The organism is Jiangella endophytica (genome assembly GCF_003427025.1).
Classification (GTDB): Bacteria; Actinomycetota; Actinomycetes; order Jiangellales; family Jiangellaceae; genus Jiangella; species Jiangella endophytica.
Window position 1 is genome coordinate 281,344 of the sequence record NZ_QVAI01000004.1, and the last position, 16,220, is coordinate 297,563.

Annotated in this window: 14 protein-coding genes; 3 read left to right on the top strand and 11 right to left on the bottom strand. The window is 72.7% G+C overall.

The genetic code is table 11. The features are described 5' to 3' along the window. Nucleotides 1–64: 64 nt before the first annotated feature. The 6 genes from DZA62_RS10735 to DZA62_RS10755 form a co-directional block, all read right to left on the bottom strand. On the bottom strand, nucleotides 65–898 hold the full coding sequence (locus DZA62_RS10735) for a MetQ/NlpA family ABC transporter substrate-binding protein (protein WP_116948871.1): 834 nt from the start codon (nucleotides 896–898) through the stop codon (nucleotides 65–67). Between the two features lie 20 nt (nucleotides 899–918). Further along, a complete protein-coding gene (locus tag DZA62_RS10740; RefSeq protein WP_116948872.1) occupies nucleotides 919–1,596 on the bottom strand; it encodes a methionine ABC transporter permease in 678 nt (225 codons plus the stop codon). Beyond that, nucleotides 1,593–2,582 carry a methionine ABC transporter ATP-binding protein gene (locus DZA62_RS10745; RefSeq protein ID WP_116948873.1) on the bottom strand — a complete coding sequence of 330 codons (990 nt, stop codon included), beginning with the start codon at nucleotides 2,580–2,582 and terminating at the stop codon, nucleotides 1,593–1,595. Before DZA62_RS10745 ends, DZA62_RS10740 begins: the two co-directional genes overlap by 4 nt. A 112-nt stretch (nucleotides 2,583–2,694) precedes the next feature. After that, complete coding sequence (locus DZA62_RS10750; RefSeq protein WP_116948874.1) at nucleotides 2,695–5,388, bottom strand: M14 family zinc carboxypeptidase; 2,694 nt, start codon at nucleotides 5,386–5,388, stop codon at nucleotides 2,695–2,697. A gap of 131 nt (nucleotides 5,389–5,519) precedes the next feature. Continuing rightward, the gene (locus tag DZA62_RS37545) at nucleotides 5,520–5,588 is read right to left on the bottom strand and encodes a putative leader peptide (RefSeq protein ID WP_408618607.1); all 69 of its coding nucleotides are present in this window, start codon (nucleotides 5,586–5,588) and stop codon (nucleotides 5,520–5,522) included. A 117-nt stretch (nucleotides 5,589–5,705) separates the two neighbouring features. Beyond that, the gene (locus DZA62_RS10755) at nucleotides 5,706–6,041 is read right to left on the bottom strand and encodes a hypothetical protein (RefSeq protein ID WP_116948875.1); all 336 of its coding nucleotides are present in this window, start codon (nucleotides 6,039–6,041) and stop codon (nucleotides 5,706–5,708) included. Between the two features lie 129 nt (nucleotides 6,042–6,170). Here DZA62_RS10755 and DZA62_RS10760 point away from each other — a divergent pair, with 129 nt between their 5' ends. Beyond that, nucleotides 6,171–6,596: a DUF7144 family membrane protein gene (locus DZA62_RS10760; RefSeq protein WP_116948876.1), complete on the top strand. Its 426-nt coding sequence runs from the start codon at nucleotides 6,171–6,173 to the stop codon at nucleotides 6,594–6,596. 254 nt (nucleotides 6,597–6,850) lie between these two features. Here DZA62_RS10760 and DZA62_RS10765 read toward each other — a convergent pair whose 3' ends face one another. The 4 genes from DZA62_RS10765 to DZA62_RS10780 are packed head-to-tail and all read right to left on the bottom strand — an operon-like array spanning nucleotide 6,851 to nucleotide 12,360. Then, nucleotides 6,851–7,774 carry a formylglycine-generating enzyme family protein gene (locus DZA62_RS10765; RefSeq protein WP_116948877.1) on the bottom strand — a complete coding sequence of 308 codons (924 nt, stop codon included), beginning with the start codon at nucleotides 7,772–7,774 and terminating at the stop codon, nucleotides 6,851–6,853. Next, nucleotides 7,758–8,249: a DUF1269 domain-containing protein gene (locus DZA62_RS10770; RefSeq protein ID WP_116948878.1), complete on the bottom strand. Its 492-nt coding sequence runs from the start codon at nucleotides 8,247–8,249 to the stop codon at nucleotides 7,758–7,760. The genes DZA62_RS10765 and DZA62_RS10770 overlap by 17 nt, the downstream gene beginning before the upstream one ends. Before the next feature lie 29 nt (nucleotides 8,250–8,278). Continuing rightward, nucleotides 8,279–10,600: an arylsulfatase gene (locus DZA62_RS10775; protein ID WP_116948879.1), complete on the bottom strand. Its 2,322-nt coding sequence runs from the start codon at nucleotides 10,598–10,600 to the stop codon at nucleotides 8,279–8,281. A gap of 35 nt (nucleotides 10,601–10,635) precedes the next feature. After that, nucleotides 10,636–12,360, bottom strand: a complete 1,725-nt coding sequence (locus tag DZA62_RS10780; protein WP_198663629.1) for a SulP family inorganic anion transporter — start codon at nucleotides 12,358–12,360, stop codon at nucleotides 10,636–10,638. Nucleotides 12,361–12,469: 109 nt separating this feature from the next. On the opposite strand from DZA62_RS10780, the gene DZA62_RS10785 reads away from it, so the two are divergent. Together DZA62_RS10785 and DZA62_RS10790 are read left to right on the top strand one after the other, a co-directional pair. Beyond that, entirely contained in the window at nucleotides 12,470–13,147 is a 678-nt protein-coding gene (locus tag DZA62_RS10785) for a GAP family protein (protein ID WP_116948881.1), read from the top strand. Continuing rightward, nucleotides 13,144–14,730, top strand: a complete 1,587-nt coding sequence (locus DZA62_RS10790) for a SulP family inorganic anion transporter (RefSeq protein WP_116948882.1) — start codon at nucleotides 13,144–13,146, stop codon at nucleotides 14,728–14,730. The genes DZA62_RS10785 and DZA62_RS10790 overlap by 4 nt, the downstream gene beginning before the upstream one ends. On the opposite strand, the gene DZA62_RS10795 is transcribed toward DZA62_RS10790, so the two are convergent. Further along, nucleotides 14,688–16,217, bottom strand: coding sequence for a hypothetical protein (locus DZA62_RS10795; RefSeq protein ID WP_116948883.1), 1,530 nt, complete (start codon nucleotides 16,215–16,217; stop codon nucleotides 14,688–14,690). The two genes, DZA62_RS10790 and DZA62_RS10795, sit on opposite strands and share 43 nt — an antisense overlap. Between the last annotated feature and the right edge of the window lie 3 nt (nucleotides 16,218–16,220).

A 16,220-nucleotide genomic window follows, 5' to 3' on the forward strand; every position in this document is an offset into this window, starting at 1 on the left:
GGTTGCCGGCCCCGAGTCACGTCCGGGGCCGGCAACCGGCGAGCAGGGCGTGTCGCCCTCGTGGTCAGAACGCCGGCAGCACCTCACCCAGCGGCCAGCGCTCCTCGATGAAGGCGCGCACCTCGTCGGACCGGAGCAGTTCGTCCAGCGTGGCCAGCGCTTCGTCACCCTCGTCCTCGGCCCGGTAGGCGACGAAGTTCGCGTACGGGTTCTCGTCACCCGACTCCACCAGCAGCGAGTCCTCGGCGGCGCTCAGCTCGGCCTCGAGGGCGTAGTTGCCGTTGATGATCGCGGCGTCGACGTCCTCCAGCGCACGGGCGAGCGACGCCGGGTCGGCCTCGCTGAACTCGAGGTTCTTCGGGTTGTCCGCGACGTCGAGGACGGTGGGGTCGGCGTCGCCGGTGTCGGACAGCGTGATCAGACCGTCCTGGACCAGCAGGTCCAGCGCCCGCGCCTGGTTGGACGGGTCGTTGGTGATGCCGATGACGGCGCCGTCGGGCAGGTCGTCCGTCGAGGCGTACCGCGCGCTGTCGCCGTCCAGGCCGGAGTACAGCGCGTACGGCTCGATGTGCACACCCGGGAAGTGGCCGAAGTCGTAGCCGCGGTCGGCGACCTGGCTGTCGAAGTACGGCTGGTGCTGGAAGTAGTTGGCATCCAGCGAGCCGTCGGCGAGGTTCTCGTTCGGCAGCAGGTAGTCCTCGTACTCGACGATCTCCAGCTCCAGGCCGGCGTCGGCGGCCAGCTCGTCGCGGACGAACTCGAGGATCTCGGCGTGCGGGGTGATGCTGGCGCCGACGGCGAGCGCGGTGGCGTCGCCCCCGTCGCCCCCGTCGTCGGCGGAACCGCAGGCCGCCAGCGCCAGGGTGGCGAGGACGGCGATGGTCAGGGACGTGCGCATGGTGCTCCTACTCTCTTGTCTCAGCGGTGGTCCAGTGCGCGGGCGACCAGGTCACCCACGGTCTGGAGCAGTTGGACCAGCAGCACGATGAGGACCACGCAGACGATCATCACGTCCCACTGGAAGCGGTTGTAGCCGTAGCTGATGGCGAGGAAGCCGAGGCCGCCGGCGCCGATCGCGCCGGCCATCGCGGAGTACGAGACCAGTGCGACCACCGTGACGGTGAAGCCGGAGACCAGTCCCGGCAGCGACTCGCGGACCAGCACTCCGGCCAGCACCTGCCGCCGCGACGCGCCGGCCAGCAGGGCCGCCTCGACCTTGCCGGCCGGCACCTCCCGGACGGCGGCCTCGGCCAGCCGGGCGTAGAACGGGATCGCGCCCACGGTGAGCGGCACCACCGCCGCCTGCCAGCCCAGTGCGGAGCCGGTGAGCCAGCGGGTGACCGGGATCAGCGCGATCGCCAGGATGATGAACGGCAGCGACCGGCCGACGTTCACCACCAGCGACAGGACGGCATTCACGGCGCGGTGGGGGCGCAGCCCGCCCGGGTCGCTGGAGCGCAGCCACAGACCGAGTGGCAGCCCGCCGAGCGCCGCGAGCAGCGCCGACCAGCCGACCATCAGCAGCGTCTCGACGGCGGCCTCGGGCAGCCGGTCGGTGATCGCCGGGTTGCTCGTGAGCTCGGTCAGCCAGCTCATCGCGCCTCCCCGCCCTCGGCGTGCAGGCCGGCATCGCGCAGAGCGCGCAGCACCTCGTCGCGCCGGTCGGCCGGGACGTCCAGGCGCAGCCGGCCCGCTTGGGTCCCGCCGAGGGTCTCGACGGTGCCGGCCGCGACCTCGACGCCGTCGCCCAGGCCGCCGATCGTCCGGAACACGCTCGCGGTGTCGGCGCCCGCGAACGCGACCTCCACGCCGGCACCCGCGCCGCCGGCCGGCAGCGGCGGCAGCGGGATGAGCTCACGGGCCAGCCGGGTGCCGGGCCGGCCGGCCACCTCCGCCAGCGGCCCGTGCTCGGCGACCCGGCCGCGGTCGAGCAGCGTGACCGAGTCGCACACCTCGCGGACCACCGACATCTCGTGCGTGATGATCAGCACGGTGAGCCCGATGCGGTCCCGCACGTCGCGGATCAGCCGCAGGATCTGCCGGGTGGTCGCCGCGTCCAGGGCGGACGTCGGCTCGTCGCAGAGCAGCACCGACGGGTCGGCGGCGAGCGCCCGGGCGATGCCGACACGCTGCCGCTGGCCGCCGGAGAGCTGCGCCGGGTAGGAGTCGCCGCGGCCCTGCAGTCCGACCAGCTCGAGCAGCTCGGCCACCCGTTCGCGCCGGCGCGCGGCCGGGACCTTCGCGATGCGCAGCGGGTAGCCGACGTTGTCGGCCGCCGTGCGCGCGTCGAACAGGTGGACGTGCTGGAACACCATGCCGATGCGGCGGCGGGCCCGGCGCAGGTCGCGCTCGCCGGCCGCGCTGATCTCCTCGCCGTCGACCCACACGCTGCCCGACGTGGGCCGCTCCAGCCCGGTGACGCAGCGGATCAGCGTCGACTTGCCGGCGCCGGACTCCCCCACGATGCCGTGGACGGCGCCACGCTGCACCCGCAGGTCGATGCCGTCCAGCGCCATGACCTCGCCGCTGCGCAACGGGTACACCTTGCGCAGCGCGTTCAGCACGATGCCGTCGTCGACCATATTCCTAGAGTTCCGATCATATTAGTTGGGTTTTGAGCCGCAGGGGTCCCGGTCGAGCCGCTGGAGGTCTGCCGTCGGAAGCGACGGCAGACCTCCAGCGTGCGGAACGGACCTAGCCGAGCCCGGCCGATCCGGCGGCGGCCCGGGTGATCGCGGCCGCTTCGCGGGCGGTGATCAGGCCAGCGGCCTGGAACTCGCGCGCCACCGCGCCCACGTGGCGGACCAACTGGCCGTGGTTCGCGAACGGCTCGCCGGCCTCGACCAGGTCGAGGATCGTGCAGCCGTCGTCGCCGCGGTGGACGTTGGCGACGCCGGAGTCGACGCCGTCGAAGGCCACCGGCAGTGATGGTGCGTAGCCCGCCGGGCAGGCGTCCGCCGTCGCCGCCCAGAGGACGGCCCGGCCCAGCTGCGGCTGCAGGCCCTTCGGATGCAGCCGGTAGGTCGGGTTCGTGCCGAACAGGACGGTGCCGGTGCCGGCCGGGACGACGCCGCGGACGATGCTGGCCTGCCCGGCGGCCGCGGCCTGGCCGTTCGTGCCGGCCTCGTTCGACGCCCACCAGCCGGCCAGCAGCGGGTCGTCGGCGTAGGACTGCTCGACGACGACACCGGTGCCGAGTCCGGTGAACCAGACCGGCTGGGCGATGAACGAGTGCGGGATGGCGCCATCGGTGACCGGTCCGCCCGCGTTGACGATGTTCGCGACCCCGCTCGCCAGACTCGCGCCCGCGGTCGCCGTCACCGGGAGCAGACCGGCCGCGTTGCTGACGGTGGCGCCGGCCGTGCCGAGGCCGACCACGCCGCCGCCGCGGGCGAGGAACGCGTCCAGCGCGGCCCGGTGCTCCGGGGTCAGCGCGCCGACGTTCAGCGTCGCGCCGACCAGCAGCACGTCGACGTCGTCGGTCAGGGTCTGGGCCAGCGTCGCCGCCGTGACCGCACGGGCCTCGAAGCCCAGCGCCTGCAGGGTGTCGCGCGGCTCGGCGCCGCCGACGTAGCCGACGACGAGTTCGTCCAGCACAGCACCGCTCCAGCCGTCCGGCGCCGCGGTGAAGGTGACGCCGTGCTCGGCCGCCTGTGCGGCCGCCGCCGCCCGCCCAGTCCGCGGCACCACGACCGAGCCGTCGGACAGCCGGGTCACCTCGACCCCGCCGGCCAGCAGCGCGTTCACCGCCAGCACATCAGCGGCGTCCTGGGGGTCCAGCCGCAGGTCGACGTCGCCGTCCGGCAGCGCCCCAGCGGCGACACCGCCGGACACCGGCTCGACCGGCACGGACGGGAGCTCGTCCCACAGCGTGTCGACGGTCGCGCCCCAGGTCAGCCCCTGGCTCCACGCCGCCGGTCCCGCGTACAGGTCGCCGACCCGGTCGGTGAGGTCGTAGCCGGGCTCGAGCAGCGCGTTCACCAGGCCGCGCTTGGGCTGGTGCAGGTCGACGACGTACGACCCGGCCGGGTACCGGGTGCCGTTCGCGGTGAAGTCGCCCGTCGCCTGCGTGACCCGGCCGCCGCTGGTCACCAGCAGGTCGATCAGCCGCGCGACGGCCGGCGCCGAGTGCTGCCGCTCCCCCGCCGGGATGACGTACGAGCGCGGGAACTCGGTCGTGTACCGGTCCTCCGGGCCCCAGCCGGGTACGTAGTCGTCCGGGATCTCGCGCAGCGGCTCGCCGGCCCAGCCACGCCGGTACCACTCGGCCTGGTCGTGGATGACCTCCTCGCGGTGGTCCTGGATGTACTGCAGCGACGTCTTGATCGCGACCTCGTGGACGTCGGTGTTGATGGCCGAGCGGCGCACCCGCTCCTCCGGCGTGAGGTTGCCGCGCGGGTTCAGCGGCGCCTCGATCGTGTACGGGATGCTGCTCTGCAGCATGGCGAACGACGGCACGTAGATCGGCGGGAAGTCGTCCCAGACGCCGGGCTCGTCGTCGCGGAACGGGATCCGCGCCCGCTGGGTCTCGGGGTAGCCCAGTTCGCGCAGTCCCTGCTCGATGTTCAGCGCGTTGGGCAGACCGTGCTTGATGTACAGGTCGTACTCGTTGTTGACGTTGTGCGGCGGGGTGCTCGGGTGCAGCAGCGTCGGGTTGACGTAGCCGTGCAGGTCCAGCGTGATGATCGGCTTCGTGTCGACGATCAACTCGCGGATGAGCGTGGTCTCCGGCTGGGAGACGATGGTGAGGTCGCGGTTGAGGTCGTAGCCGGCCGCGTTCTGCCGGGTGCCGGCCACGCGGCCGTCAGGGTTCGATGTGACATTGAACACCAGCCGGTTCCGCTCCAGCAGCGCCTCGACAGCCGGGTCGGTGCTCGTGGCGTACTCCTCGATGACGCGCAGCGCCGCGTCGGTGCCCTCCCATTCGTTGCCGTGGATGTTCGCGTTCACGAACAGCGGCGTCTTGTAGCCCGCCAGCAGCGCCGGATCGGCGCGGGCCGCCTCCGGCTCGTCCTCCAGCCACTGCTTCCACGCCTCCTGCCGGGCGGTCTCGGCCGGCGTCTCGGGCGCGGTGACGACGACCGCGTACAGGTCGTGGCCGCCGCTGGAGCGGCCCGCGACCCGCGCCGAGACGCGGTCGCCGGCCTGCTGCAACGCGTTGAGCCGGGGCGCGATCTCGTCGTACGGGGTGACGCCGATCGGGATCGACGCGTCGGCCGGGTCGTCCGGCCAGACCGGCAGGGCGTTCTGCCGCGGGTACCCGGCGGTGACGGGCACAGCGGTGACGGGCTCGGCGGTCGCGGGAGCGGCGGACACCGCGGCCACCGGCACCGCGAGCAGCACGGCCGCCACGACCGGCGTCAGGCGCCGGGAGAGCGATCTTGGCATGTGGGCATACCTCCGGTCGGGGAAACGGGGGTGGAGCCACCCACACGGGGACGTCGTCGCGCAGGGCCGGACGCCTGCGGAGGGACTGACGCGCCGCCGGTGGGCTGGAACGCCCGGCTGCGGAGCGCGCGTCAACAGGCGGCGCTGGCGATGCGCATGAGGTCGATGTGACCCCGCTTCGTCAGCAGCACGCTTCGCATGTCGGTGATCTTCGCCGACCCGTCCGTTCGGCGTCAACCGCCCCATGACGTCCGGTCAGGTCCGGTATTTCAGCATGTGGGCGGGCTGTTGATTTCCTATCGATATAGTAGGTATTGTCATGCGGTCCAGGCGGCGATCAGCGCGATCTGGACCGCCAGTACCGCGCCGATCACGAGCCATTGCCGGCCGATCGAGTGGCGCCTGGCGACCGTCGCGACCAGTAGGACGGCCCCGCCGACGCCTGCGACGACCCCGGTGACCGCCTGGCCGGCCGAGCCGGAGAGCAGTCCCGCCACCCCGACGAGGAGCGCGAGCGTGGCCGTGCCGATGATCATCGAATCGCGCAGATAGCCCTCGGCCAGCGCGGAGAGGATGGCCGCGACGTCGTTCCTCCGCCGCCGCGGAGGGATCCGGACGGGGTCGACCTCTTCCGCGGGCTCCTCTCCGGACATATCGATCACTCTAGTGGGCTGGTCGGACCCTTCCCGGCGGGATCACCCCTGGTGGGTGATGCTCGCCCACCGCCGCGCCGCGAGGGTGAGATGCCGGGGACCTCCCCGCGTCAGCTCGCAGGAGGAGTCATGAGCGATTTCCGCACCTCGCCGACCGAGACGCCCCGGTCCGAGCCATCCGGCTGGGCGACCGGCGGGGTCATCTTCGCCGCCACGATGATGGTCCTCATCGGCATCTTCCAGGCTCTCGAGGGCCTGGCGGCCATCATCGACGACAATTTCTTCGTCGTGCTGCCCAACTACACGTTCGACCTCGACACCACGGCCTGGGGCTGGGTGCACCTGATCCTCGGCATCGTCATCGCGCTCGCCGGGTTCTTTCTGTTCACCGGCAGCGCGGTGGCGGGCGGGGTGGCGATCGGGCTCGCCGGACTGAGCGCGATCGCCAACTTCTTCTTCATCCCGTACTACCCGTTCTGGTCGCTGCTGATCATCGCGATCGACATCTTCGTGATCTGGGCGATCGCGCGGTCCGGCGTCCTCAGCTCCAGCTAGCCGAGCACTCACGCATCCAGGGTGACGATCTCCTCGTCGCGCGGCACCGTCAGCACGGCGGCCGCCTCGAGCGGGGTCAGACCCTCCCAGCTGGTCAGTTCGATGACCTCGCGGTCGGCCGGGTCGAGGCGGCGCAGCGCCGCGCGGACCAGGTCGGCCTGCGGGTCGTCGTCGCGGCGGTCTCCCTCTCTACGCGGAACGTTGACGTAGAGAGATGTCCGGTGCGGGGCGCCGCGTCCCAGCCGTGGCGGGATTCACACGTCCGCGACGCAGCGGAAGCCGATGTTGCCGGCGGAGCTGTCGGGCGTGTTGGAGCTGCGCGCGTCGACGCGGTAGCGGAAGCAGTAGCTCTCGTGACAGAGGTAGGAGCCGCCGCGCATCGCCTTGGCGCCGGCCCGCGCGGTGCTGTGCTGGTCGAACCAGTTCGCGCACCACTCCCACACGTTGCCGGTCATGTTGTGCAGGCCGTAGCCGTTGGGTGGGTACGCGTCGGCGGGCGCGGTGCCGACATAGCCGTCGGCGGCGGTGTTCTCGGCCGGGAAGCTGCCCTGCCAGACGTTCATGCGGTGCTCGCCGCCGGGCTCGCGCTCGTTGCCCCACGGGTACCGGTTCTGCACGAGGCCGCCGCGGGCGGCGTACTCCCACTCCTCCTCGGTGGGCAGCCGTTTGCCCGCCCAGCGCGCGTACGCGCGGGCGTCGCGCCAGGTCACGTGGACGACCGGGTGATCCATGCGGTCGTCGAGCTTCGATGCCGGGCCCTCCGGGTGGCGCCAGTCGGCGCCGTACACCTCACGCCACCACGGCGCCGCTGCCACACCGCGGGTCGGCGGGTGGTCGTCGGGCAGCAACCCGGCGAAGACGAACGACGTGCCGAACCGCTCCGCCAGTGTCACCCAGCCGGTGTCCTCGATGAACTCCGCGAACGCCGTGTTCGTCACCGTGGTGACATCGATGCGGAACGGCTCGACCGTCACCTCACGCACCGGGCCCTCGCCGTCGGCCGGGTAGCCGTCGCCGGCGTCGGTGCCCATGAGGAACACGCCACCGGGCAGCGTCGCCATGGCGGCGCCGGCGGATGGCGCGGCCGCCGGCGGCGCCGTCACCGACGGCACCGCCAGCAGGTGATGCGTTTCGCGGCCGGCCGCGCAACATGGGGCCGGGTCACTCGGCGAAGGCATCGCGGAGTTTCTCCTCCTGCTCCGTCGTGAGGTTGGACTGGACCAGCTCCGGCTTGAGGCCGGACTCCTCGAACGCCTGCAGGACCTTGTCCTGGATGGCGCCGCTGGTGAGGACGAACAGTGCGGACGTCCCGGGAGTGACCTTATCGCGGGTCTGCCGGATGAAGTCGTCGTCGATCCCGACGTCGCTGAGCGACCCGCCGATCGCACCCGCGGCCGCGCCGACCGCCGCGCCCAGCAGCGGCACGAAGAACAGCAGGCCGAACAGCAGCCCCCAGAACGCGCCGCCGAGCGCGCCGATTCTGGTCATGCTGGACAGCTGCCGGGTCTTCGGCTTCTTCTTGTCCGCCGGCCACGACACCGTGGCGGCGTCGTGGACCTGGATCAGCTCCTGCTTCTGCAACGACTCCAGCAGCGTGACGGCGCGGTCGGCTGCGGTGGGGTCCTCGAACTTCCAGACGGTGAACGTGGCCATGGTGCGGGTCTCCTCACTCTGTTCCGGGTCTAGTCGCGGGCCAGGGCGGCCTGCAATCGCCGCTCGAGGTCCAGGTAGCGGTCGTCGGCCACGTTGACCTCGACCTTCACGATCCGGCCGCCGGCGAACGGGAACCGCGGCGGGTACTGCCGGGTGACCGCGTCGCCGCCGTCGTAGCCGACGCACAGGCCCTCGCCGCACAGCGAGAAGTGCCCGGTCTGGGTGCGCAGCGCGCCCTCGGCCACCTCGGCCTCGTCGACGTAGAGCCGCGCGGTGCCGTGCGACTCGCCGTGCTCGCCGGTCTTCTCCTTGCTGAACTCGACGCCGACGACGTGCCGGCCGCCGGGCAGCGGGCCGGACACCAGCTCCTGCTCCGGCGCGAGGCCGAGGAAGTTGTAGACGTAGTGCAGCCGGCCGTCCTTGACGAACAGCGCGTGGCCGCCGAAGCGGGACCCGTGCGCCAGGATCACGCCCTCGGCCGACGGCGACAGCTCCACCTCGGCGAGGATCTTGTACGAGACCCCGTGCGTGTTGGCCGCCGAGCGCTCCGGCACCTCGGCCGTCCCCGGATAGTAGGTGGACGTGCCGCCGGCCGGCTCCGGCGCCTGGAACTCGTACTTGATGTAGTCGAGCACGCCGAGGTCGTTCAGCGGCAGCACGTCGTACCGGCCGGCCTCCTCGAACCAGAGGTCGACCAGCTCGCGCACCTTCTCCGGGTGCCGCGCGGCGAGGTCGTGCGCCTCGGCACGGTCGACGTCGGTGTGGAACAGCTGCCACTGGTCGTCGGCGAAGTGCCCGATGTCCGACGGCACCGGCCCGTGCACCGCGACGACCTTCCAGCCGTCGTGCCACAGGCCCCGGGTGCCGAGCATCTCGTAGTACTGGGTGCGCCGGTTCGTCGGCGCGGTGGCGTCGTCGAAGCTGTAGCGCATCGACGCCCCCGGCAGCGGCGTCTGCTCGTAGCCGAGCACGGTGCCGGGCATCTCGACCCCGCAGCAGTCGAGGATCGTCGGGACGATGTCGACGGCGTGGTGGTACTGGGCGCGCACCTCGCCGCGGGCCTCGATGCCCTTCGGCCAGGAGATCACCAGCGGGTCGCAGACGCCACCCTGGTACGAGTAGCGCTTGAACATGCGGTACGGCGTCGAGAACGCCATCGCCCAGCCGGTCGGGTAGTGGTTGTAGGTGTCCGGGCTGCCGAGCCGGTCGATCATCGGCAGGTTGTCCTCGATGGCGTCCGGCCAGCCGTTGAAGAACTTGTTCTCGTTCACCGAGCCGTTCGGGCTGCCCTCCCCCGACGCGCCGTTGTCGGCGCAGTAGAAGACCAGCGTGTTCTCCAGCTGGCCGGACTCCTCCAGGTAGTCGATCAGCCGGCCGACCTCGTGGTCGGTGTACTCGGAGAAGGCGGCGTACACCTCGGCCATGCGCGAGAACAGCCGCTTCTCGTCGTTGCTGAGCGAGTCCCACGGGCGGACCGCGTCCTGCGGGCTGGTGGTGCCCTCCGGCATCGGGTTCATCGGGGTCAGGTCGGTGTCCGCCGGCAGGATCCCGCGCTCCTTCATCCGCGGCAGCACCCACTCGCGGTAGGCCTCGTAGCCGTCGTCGAACGCGCCGCGGTACTTGTCGATCCACTCCTGCGGCGCGTGGTGCGGTGCGTGGTTGGCGCCCGGACAGAAGAACAGGTACCAGGGCTTGTCCGGCGCGGTCTGCCTGCTGTCGCGGACGAACGAGATCGCCTTGTCCGTCAGGTCCTTGGACAGGTGGTAGCCGTCCTCGGGGAGGTACGGCTGCTCGGTGTAGTGGTCGTCCTCGGCGAGGTCCGGGTACCACTGGTTCGTCTCGCCGCCGATGAAGCCGTAGAACCGGTCGAAGCCGCGGCGGATCGGCCAGTTCCGCTTCGACGCGCCCATCGCGAACTCGTCGACCGGCACGTTGTGGTTCTTGCCGACCCAGAACGTATTCCAGCCGGCGTCGCCGAGCACCTGGGCCAGGTAGGCGTTCTCCATCGGGATGTGCGTGTGGTTGCCGGGGAAGCCGGTGGCGCTCTCCGCGATGGTGGCGAACGCGTTCTGGTGGTGGTTGCGGCCGGTGAGCAGGCAGGACCGGGTCGGCCCGCACAACGCCGTCGTGTGCCACTGGCTGTACGTGAGCCCGTTGGCGGCCAGCCGGTCCAGCGTCGGCATCGAGATGCGCCCGCCGTACGGCGACCACGCCGCCTGCCCGGTGTCGTCGTACAGGATGACCAGCACGTTCGGTGCCCCCTCGGGCGCCCGGCGGGCGAGGAACGGTTCCCAGTCGGGGACGGAGTCGCGGATGTCCAGGTTGATGACGCCGTTGAACCGGTCGGGCATGAGCTCCCCCTCGTCTGCGTTCCCCCGTCGTCGCCTCATCGTCGGGCGGCACCGTCGCCGGCGGCTTCACCTTCTCCGGGTGAGGTCGCCGCGACCGCCGCCTCCACCGTCGGGTAGAGCCGGTCCAGCACCGCCCCGGCGCCGGTCCGCCGCAGCACGTCGCGCACCTGGCCGACGTCGCCGACCGCGAGCAGGCGCACGCCGCGGGCGTCGAGTTCGGCGGCGACGTCGCGGAGCATCCCGGCCGCGGTGACGTCGACGGACGGCACGGTGGCGGCGTCGAGCACCAGCGCGCGGACCCCGTCGGCGGTGGCCAGCTCCAGCAGCCGGTCCTGTACCGCGTCGGCGTTGGCGAAGTAGAGCCCGCTCTCCACCCGCACCACGACGACGCCCGAAACCGGGGAACTCCCTGGATCCCGCTCGACGTCCACCCACTGCCCCGCTCCGCCCGCCACCCGGCCCAGCACGGCGACGTGCGGGTGCGCCGTACGTGCCAGCAGCAGCACCACCGACAGGACGACGCCGATGAGCAGGCCGGGCAGGGTGTCGAAGAACAGGACGCCCAGCAGCGCGCCGAGCGCGCAGATGAAGTCCGCTCGCGCGGCGCGGCCGTAGATCGTGGTGAGCGCCGCCGTGTTGACGTCGTACAGCCGCCGGAGCCCGCCGATGTCGACCAGCTCGATCACCGCCGCGATGACGACGGCGGCCAGCGCCGGCTCCGGCAGCGACGCGAACAGCGGCGTCAGCACCAGCAGGGTCAGCACCGTCAGCGCGGCGACGGTCCAGCCCGACACCTGCGACCGCGCACCGGCGCCGGCGTTGACGGCGGTCTTCGAGAGGCTGCCGTTGACCACCATGCCGTCGAGGAGGCCGGCGCCGAGGTTGGCCGCGCCGAGCCCGGCCAGCTCCCGGTCGGCGTCGATGCGGTAGCCGTCGCGGCGGGCGTAGGTCTTCGCGGCGCCGAGGCCCTCGGCGAAGCCGACCAGCATGACGCCGGCCGCGCCCGACAGCAGCAGCGGGATGTCCGAGGCCGCGGTCAGGTCCGGCACGCCCGGCGCCGGGAGGCCCGCGTCGATGTGCCCGACGACCTCGACACCGCGGTCCTCCAGGTCGAGCACGGCCGCCAGCATGATGCCGAGCGCCACCGCCACCAGCGACCCGGGTACCAGCGGCGCCGTCCGGCGCAGGACCAGCACCAGGGCGAGGCAGCCCAGGCCCACCAGCGCCGACCAGCCGGAGACGTCGCCCAAGGACGCCACCACCGCCCAGAGTTTCTGGAAGAAGTCGCCGTCGCCACCCTCGATGCCCAGCAGCTTCGGCAACTGCCCGACGATGATCACCAGGGCCATCCCCACGATGAAGCCCTTGAGCACCGGCTCGGAGATGAAGTTCGCGAGGAACCCGAGCCGCAGCAGTCCGGCCAGCACCGCCAGCGTGCCGACGGCGAGCGCCAGGCCCGCCGTGTAAGCGGGGAAGTCCCCGGAATCGTTCGACACGATGCCGCCGACCACCCCCGCCGACAACGCCGCCGTCGCCGACATCGGCCCGACCACCAGGTGCCGGGAGCTGCCGATCACCGGGTACAGCAGCAGCGCCGGGATCGCCGCGTACAACCCGACCACGGGCGAGACACCGGCGATCGACGCGTAGGCCAGCGACTCCGGGATCAGCACCGCCCACACCGTCAGTCCGGCCACCAGGTCGCGGCGCCACCACGACCGCCGGTAGCCCCGCAGCGACCCCAACACCCACGCCGGCATGCGCCCCATCGTCGGCTGACGGCGACGGTGGGGTCCTCACCCCGTTCGGGTGACGCCGCGATCATCCGGCCGCGACCACGATGAACCGACACGACAGGCGGAGGCCGGGATGGGCGAGGCGATCGGTGCGGTCCTGCCACTCGGTGTCGGCGTCGCGCTGAGTCCGCTGCCGATCGTCGCCGTGGTGCTGATGCTGGGCAGCCGGCGCGGACGGGTCAACGGGCCGGTGTTCCTGCTCGGCTGGATCCTCGGCCTGGCCGTCGTCGGCACCGCCGTCCTCCTCCTCGCGGCGGCCGCCGGCCCGGCCGACGACGGTGAGCCGTCCGCCTGGGTCGGCTGGCTGAAGCTGGCGCTCGGCGTCCTCGTCCTGCTGCTGGCCGTCCGCTCCTGGCGCAAGCGGCCCACCGGCGACGACGAGCCGGAGCTGCCCGGCTGGATGAGCGCGTTGGACACCTGGTCCGCGCGCCGGGCGCTGGGGCTGGGCGCCGCGCTGGCCGCCGTCAACCCGAAGAACCTCATGCTCACGGTCGCCGCGGGCGCGGCGATCGCGCAGACGGACATCGACGCCGCCGAGCAGGCGGTGGCGCTGGCGGTGTTCGTGCTGATCGGCGCGCTCGGCCCGGGGCTGCCGGTGGCCCTCACGTTCGCGCTCGGCGACCGCGCCACCACGATGCTGGCCGAGCTGAAGACCTGGCTGGCCCGGCACAACGCAGCCGTGCTCACCGTCGTGCTGCTGCTGATCGGCACGAAGCTGATCGGTGACGGCATCGCCGGGCTGTCCGGGTGAACCGCTCCGACGTCGTCGCGGGCGTCGTCGCCGGTGCGGTCGTTCTCCCGCAGGCCATGGGGTACGCGGGTGTCGCCGGGCTGCCGGTGCAGGTCGGCCTGTACACGTGCATCGTGCCGATGGCGGCGTACGCGCTGCTCGGCGGCGCCCGGCGGCTGAGCATGAGCACGACGTCGACGATCGTCGCGCTGGCCGGGCTCGCGCTGGCCGCCGCGGGCACGCCGGACGACCCGGACGCGGCGATGGCCGCGGTCAGCACGCTGACGCTGCTCACCGGGCTGGCGCTGCTGCTGTTCTGGCTGCTGCGGCTCGGCTGGGTGGTCGACGCGATCTCGGACACCGTCGTCAGCGGCCTGAAGGTGGGCGTCGGCCTGACGATCATCGTCGACCAGCTGCCGCACCTGCTCGGCATCGACGCCGGGCCGGACGGGTTCCTGCGCGGTATCGAGTACACGCTGACGCACCTCGCCGACGCGAACCGCGCCACCGTCGTCGTCGCGGTGCTGACGCTGGCCGGGCTGTGGGCGCTGCGCCGGTGGGCGCCGCGGGTGCCCGGCCCGCTGCTCGCCGTCGCCGGCGGGATCGCGGCGACGGCGTGGGCGGACCTGCCCGCGCGCGGCGTCGAACTGATCCCGCCGGTGCCGAGCGGGCTGCCGGCGCCGGCCGTCCCGCCGCTGGACGGCGCGTGGACGATGCTCCCGTACGCGCTGGCCATCGCCCTGATGGCGTTCATGGAGACGATCGCCGTCGGACGCAGCACGCGCGAGCCGCTGGACCCGCCGATCGCCACCGGCCGGGAGCTGCTGGCCAACGGGACGGCCGCGGTCGCCGGGGCGTTCGTCGCGACCGCTCCGCCGGCCGGCGGGTTCTCGCAGACCATGGTCAATGTCGCCGCCGGCGCCCGGACGCAGCTCAGTTCGCTCGTCACCGCCGGCGTCGCGGTGGCGGCGGCGCTGTTCCTCGCCCCGGTGCTCAGCGACCTGCCGGAGGCGACGCTGGCCGCGGTCGTCGTGGTCGCCGTGGCCGGCCTGCTGGACGTCCGCGAGCTGCGTCGCATCGGCCGCATCGACCGGGTCGAGCTGGTGGTCGCGCTGACGACCGGCGGCATCGCCGTGCTGACGAACCTGCTGGCCGGCGTCGTCGCCGGGGTGTTCCTCACCTACTACCTCGTGCTGCGCCGGCTGAACCACCCGGTGCTGGCCGAGCACCGTCCGGCCCCGGGCCTGCTGGTCGTCCGGATCGAGGGAGCGCTGTACACGATGAACGTCCGCGCCGTGCAGGCCGAACTGGTTCGGCGCGCGACGACGGAGGACCCGCCACCGCGTGTGCTGCTGCTCGACCTCGGCGCCACGCTGGACACGTCGGTCACGGTGATGGACGCGTTCGCGGCGGCCGAGCAGCAGCTGGCCCAGCACGACGTCGCCCTCTGGGTGGCCGACCTGCCCGAGGCGGCGCTGGTCAAGGCGCGCCGGACGGCGGCCTGGCCGGCCTGGCGCGACGGCGGCCGGGTGCACCCCACGGTGCGGGCCGCCGTCGACGCCTACGAGGGCCTGGTGACCGAGGGCCCGGACGGCGCCGCCTGACCCGTCGCCAGCTCGAGTGCCGCCAGCAGGACGCCCGCGATCAGCAGGATCCCCAGCACCACACCCGCGGTCGGGTAGTTCCAGAACACGAACACCAAGATCGCCAGGACCAGCACGGCGATCTGCACGGGCCGCTTGTGCGCGCGCAGCCAGCCGACCGCCGCCGAGTCGCGCCAGCCCCACTCGGAGCCGATGCTGCCCAGCCTCCCGACGCCCCGGCGCACCGCCACCGCCTGCGACGACGGCCCGGTCAGCCACGCGACCAGCGCCACGACCAGGCCCACGGCCAGGACCGCGCGCAGGGTCGTCCGCAACAGCGACACCACCTGGTCGAACAGCGCGCCCGCCGCGGCGTCGTCCACCTCCGCCGGCAGCGCGCCCAGGTAGATCGGCCGGGCGATGGTCAGCGCCGCGCCCAGCACGAGCATCGAGAGCGCCAGCCCGATCCCGGCCCCGATGAGCGCCCGCCGCCGGCCGCGGGCCACCAGCACCCCGGCCGCGATCAGTGCCAGCGCGACGACCGGCAGCCACGTGCCGACCCGGTCGATCAGCCGGAACCCGGCCTGCGCCTTCTCCACCTGGTCGGACTGGAACAACGTCAGGGTCATGTCCACCGTCGGGATCGACGACGCGCGCTGGAACCCGGCGTCGACCAGACGCTGCTTGGCGTCCTCGATGATCGGTGACAGCTGGATGCTGACGGTGTTGCCCTTGACCTGGACGGCGCCGTTCTCGTTCTCACCGGTCAGCGCGGCCACCAGGGACTGGTGCGCGGCGCGGTTGGCCTGTGTCCAGGCGTCGGCGAACCGGTCGCTGGCGATGACGGTGCCGACCTGGTCGTGCACCCAGCCCTCGACGGCGCCGTTGATCGGCCCGGCCAGGTCGGTGAGCGTCGTCGTCACCCGCGGCCTCGCGCCCTGCGCCGCCAGCAGGTCCGAGGCCTCGTTCACCACCGACGGCACGTCGATCTCCTCCATCAGCCGGGTGGTGATCCGGTTGGTGACGGCCCGTTCGATGTCGGGATTGCGGGCCAGCGGGCCGACGGTGTCGACGTAGCGGTCGGTGTTCGTGACGACGGAGTCCAGCCACACGGCGGCGGTCGCGGGGATCGCCAGCAGGCAGCCGAGCACGATCAGCACCGATGCGAGCACCGCGCGCCAGCGCCCGCCACCGGTGCCCGACTCGGCCGGCGAGGCGGGTCCCCCCGGCGCCTCGCCGGCCGGGCTCATGGTGGTGCCGGCTGCCCGCAGCCCGGCCACCTCGGCGCGCAGCCGATCCAGCTCGGCCCGTTCGTTGTCGCCGATCCCGCCGCTCTCGCCGCCATCGCCGTCCGGGGCGGTCCCGGCGGAACCGCCGGCCTGTGGCGTGTCTCGTCCGGTCGCCTCCGCGGTCTCGTCGAGATCGGCGTCGGGCGGGCGGGCGTCGGCCGGGCCGCCGGTGGCTGGGCGGCCGGTGTCGTCCGGCGGGGTGCGTGGCTCGTCGGCCATCGT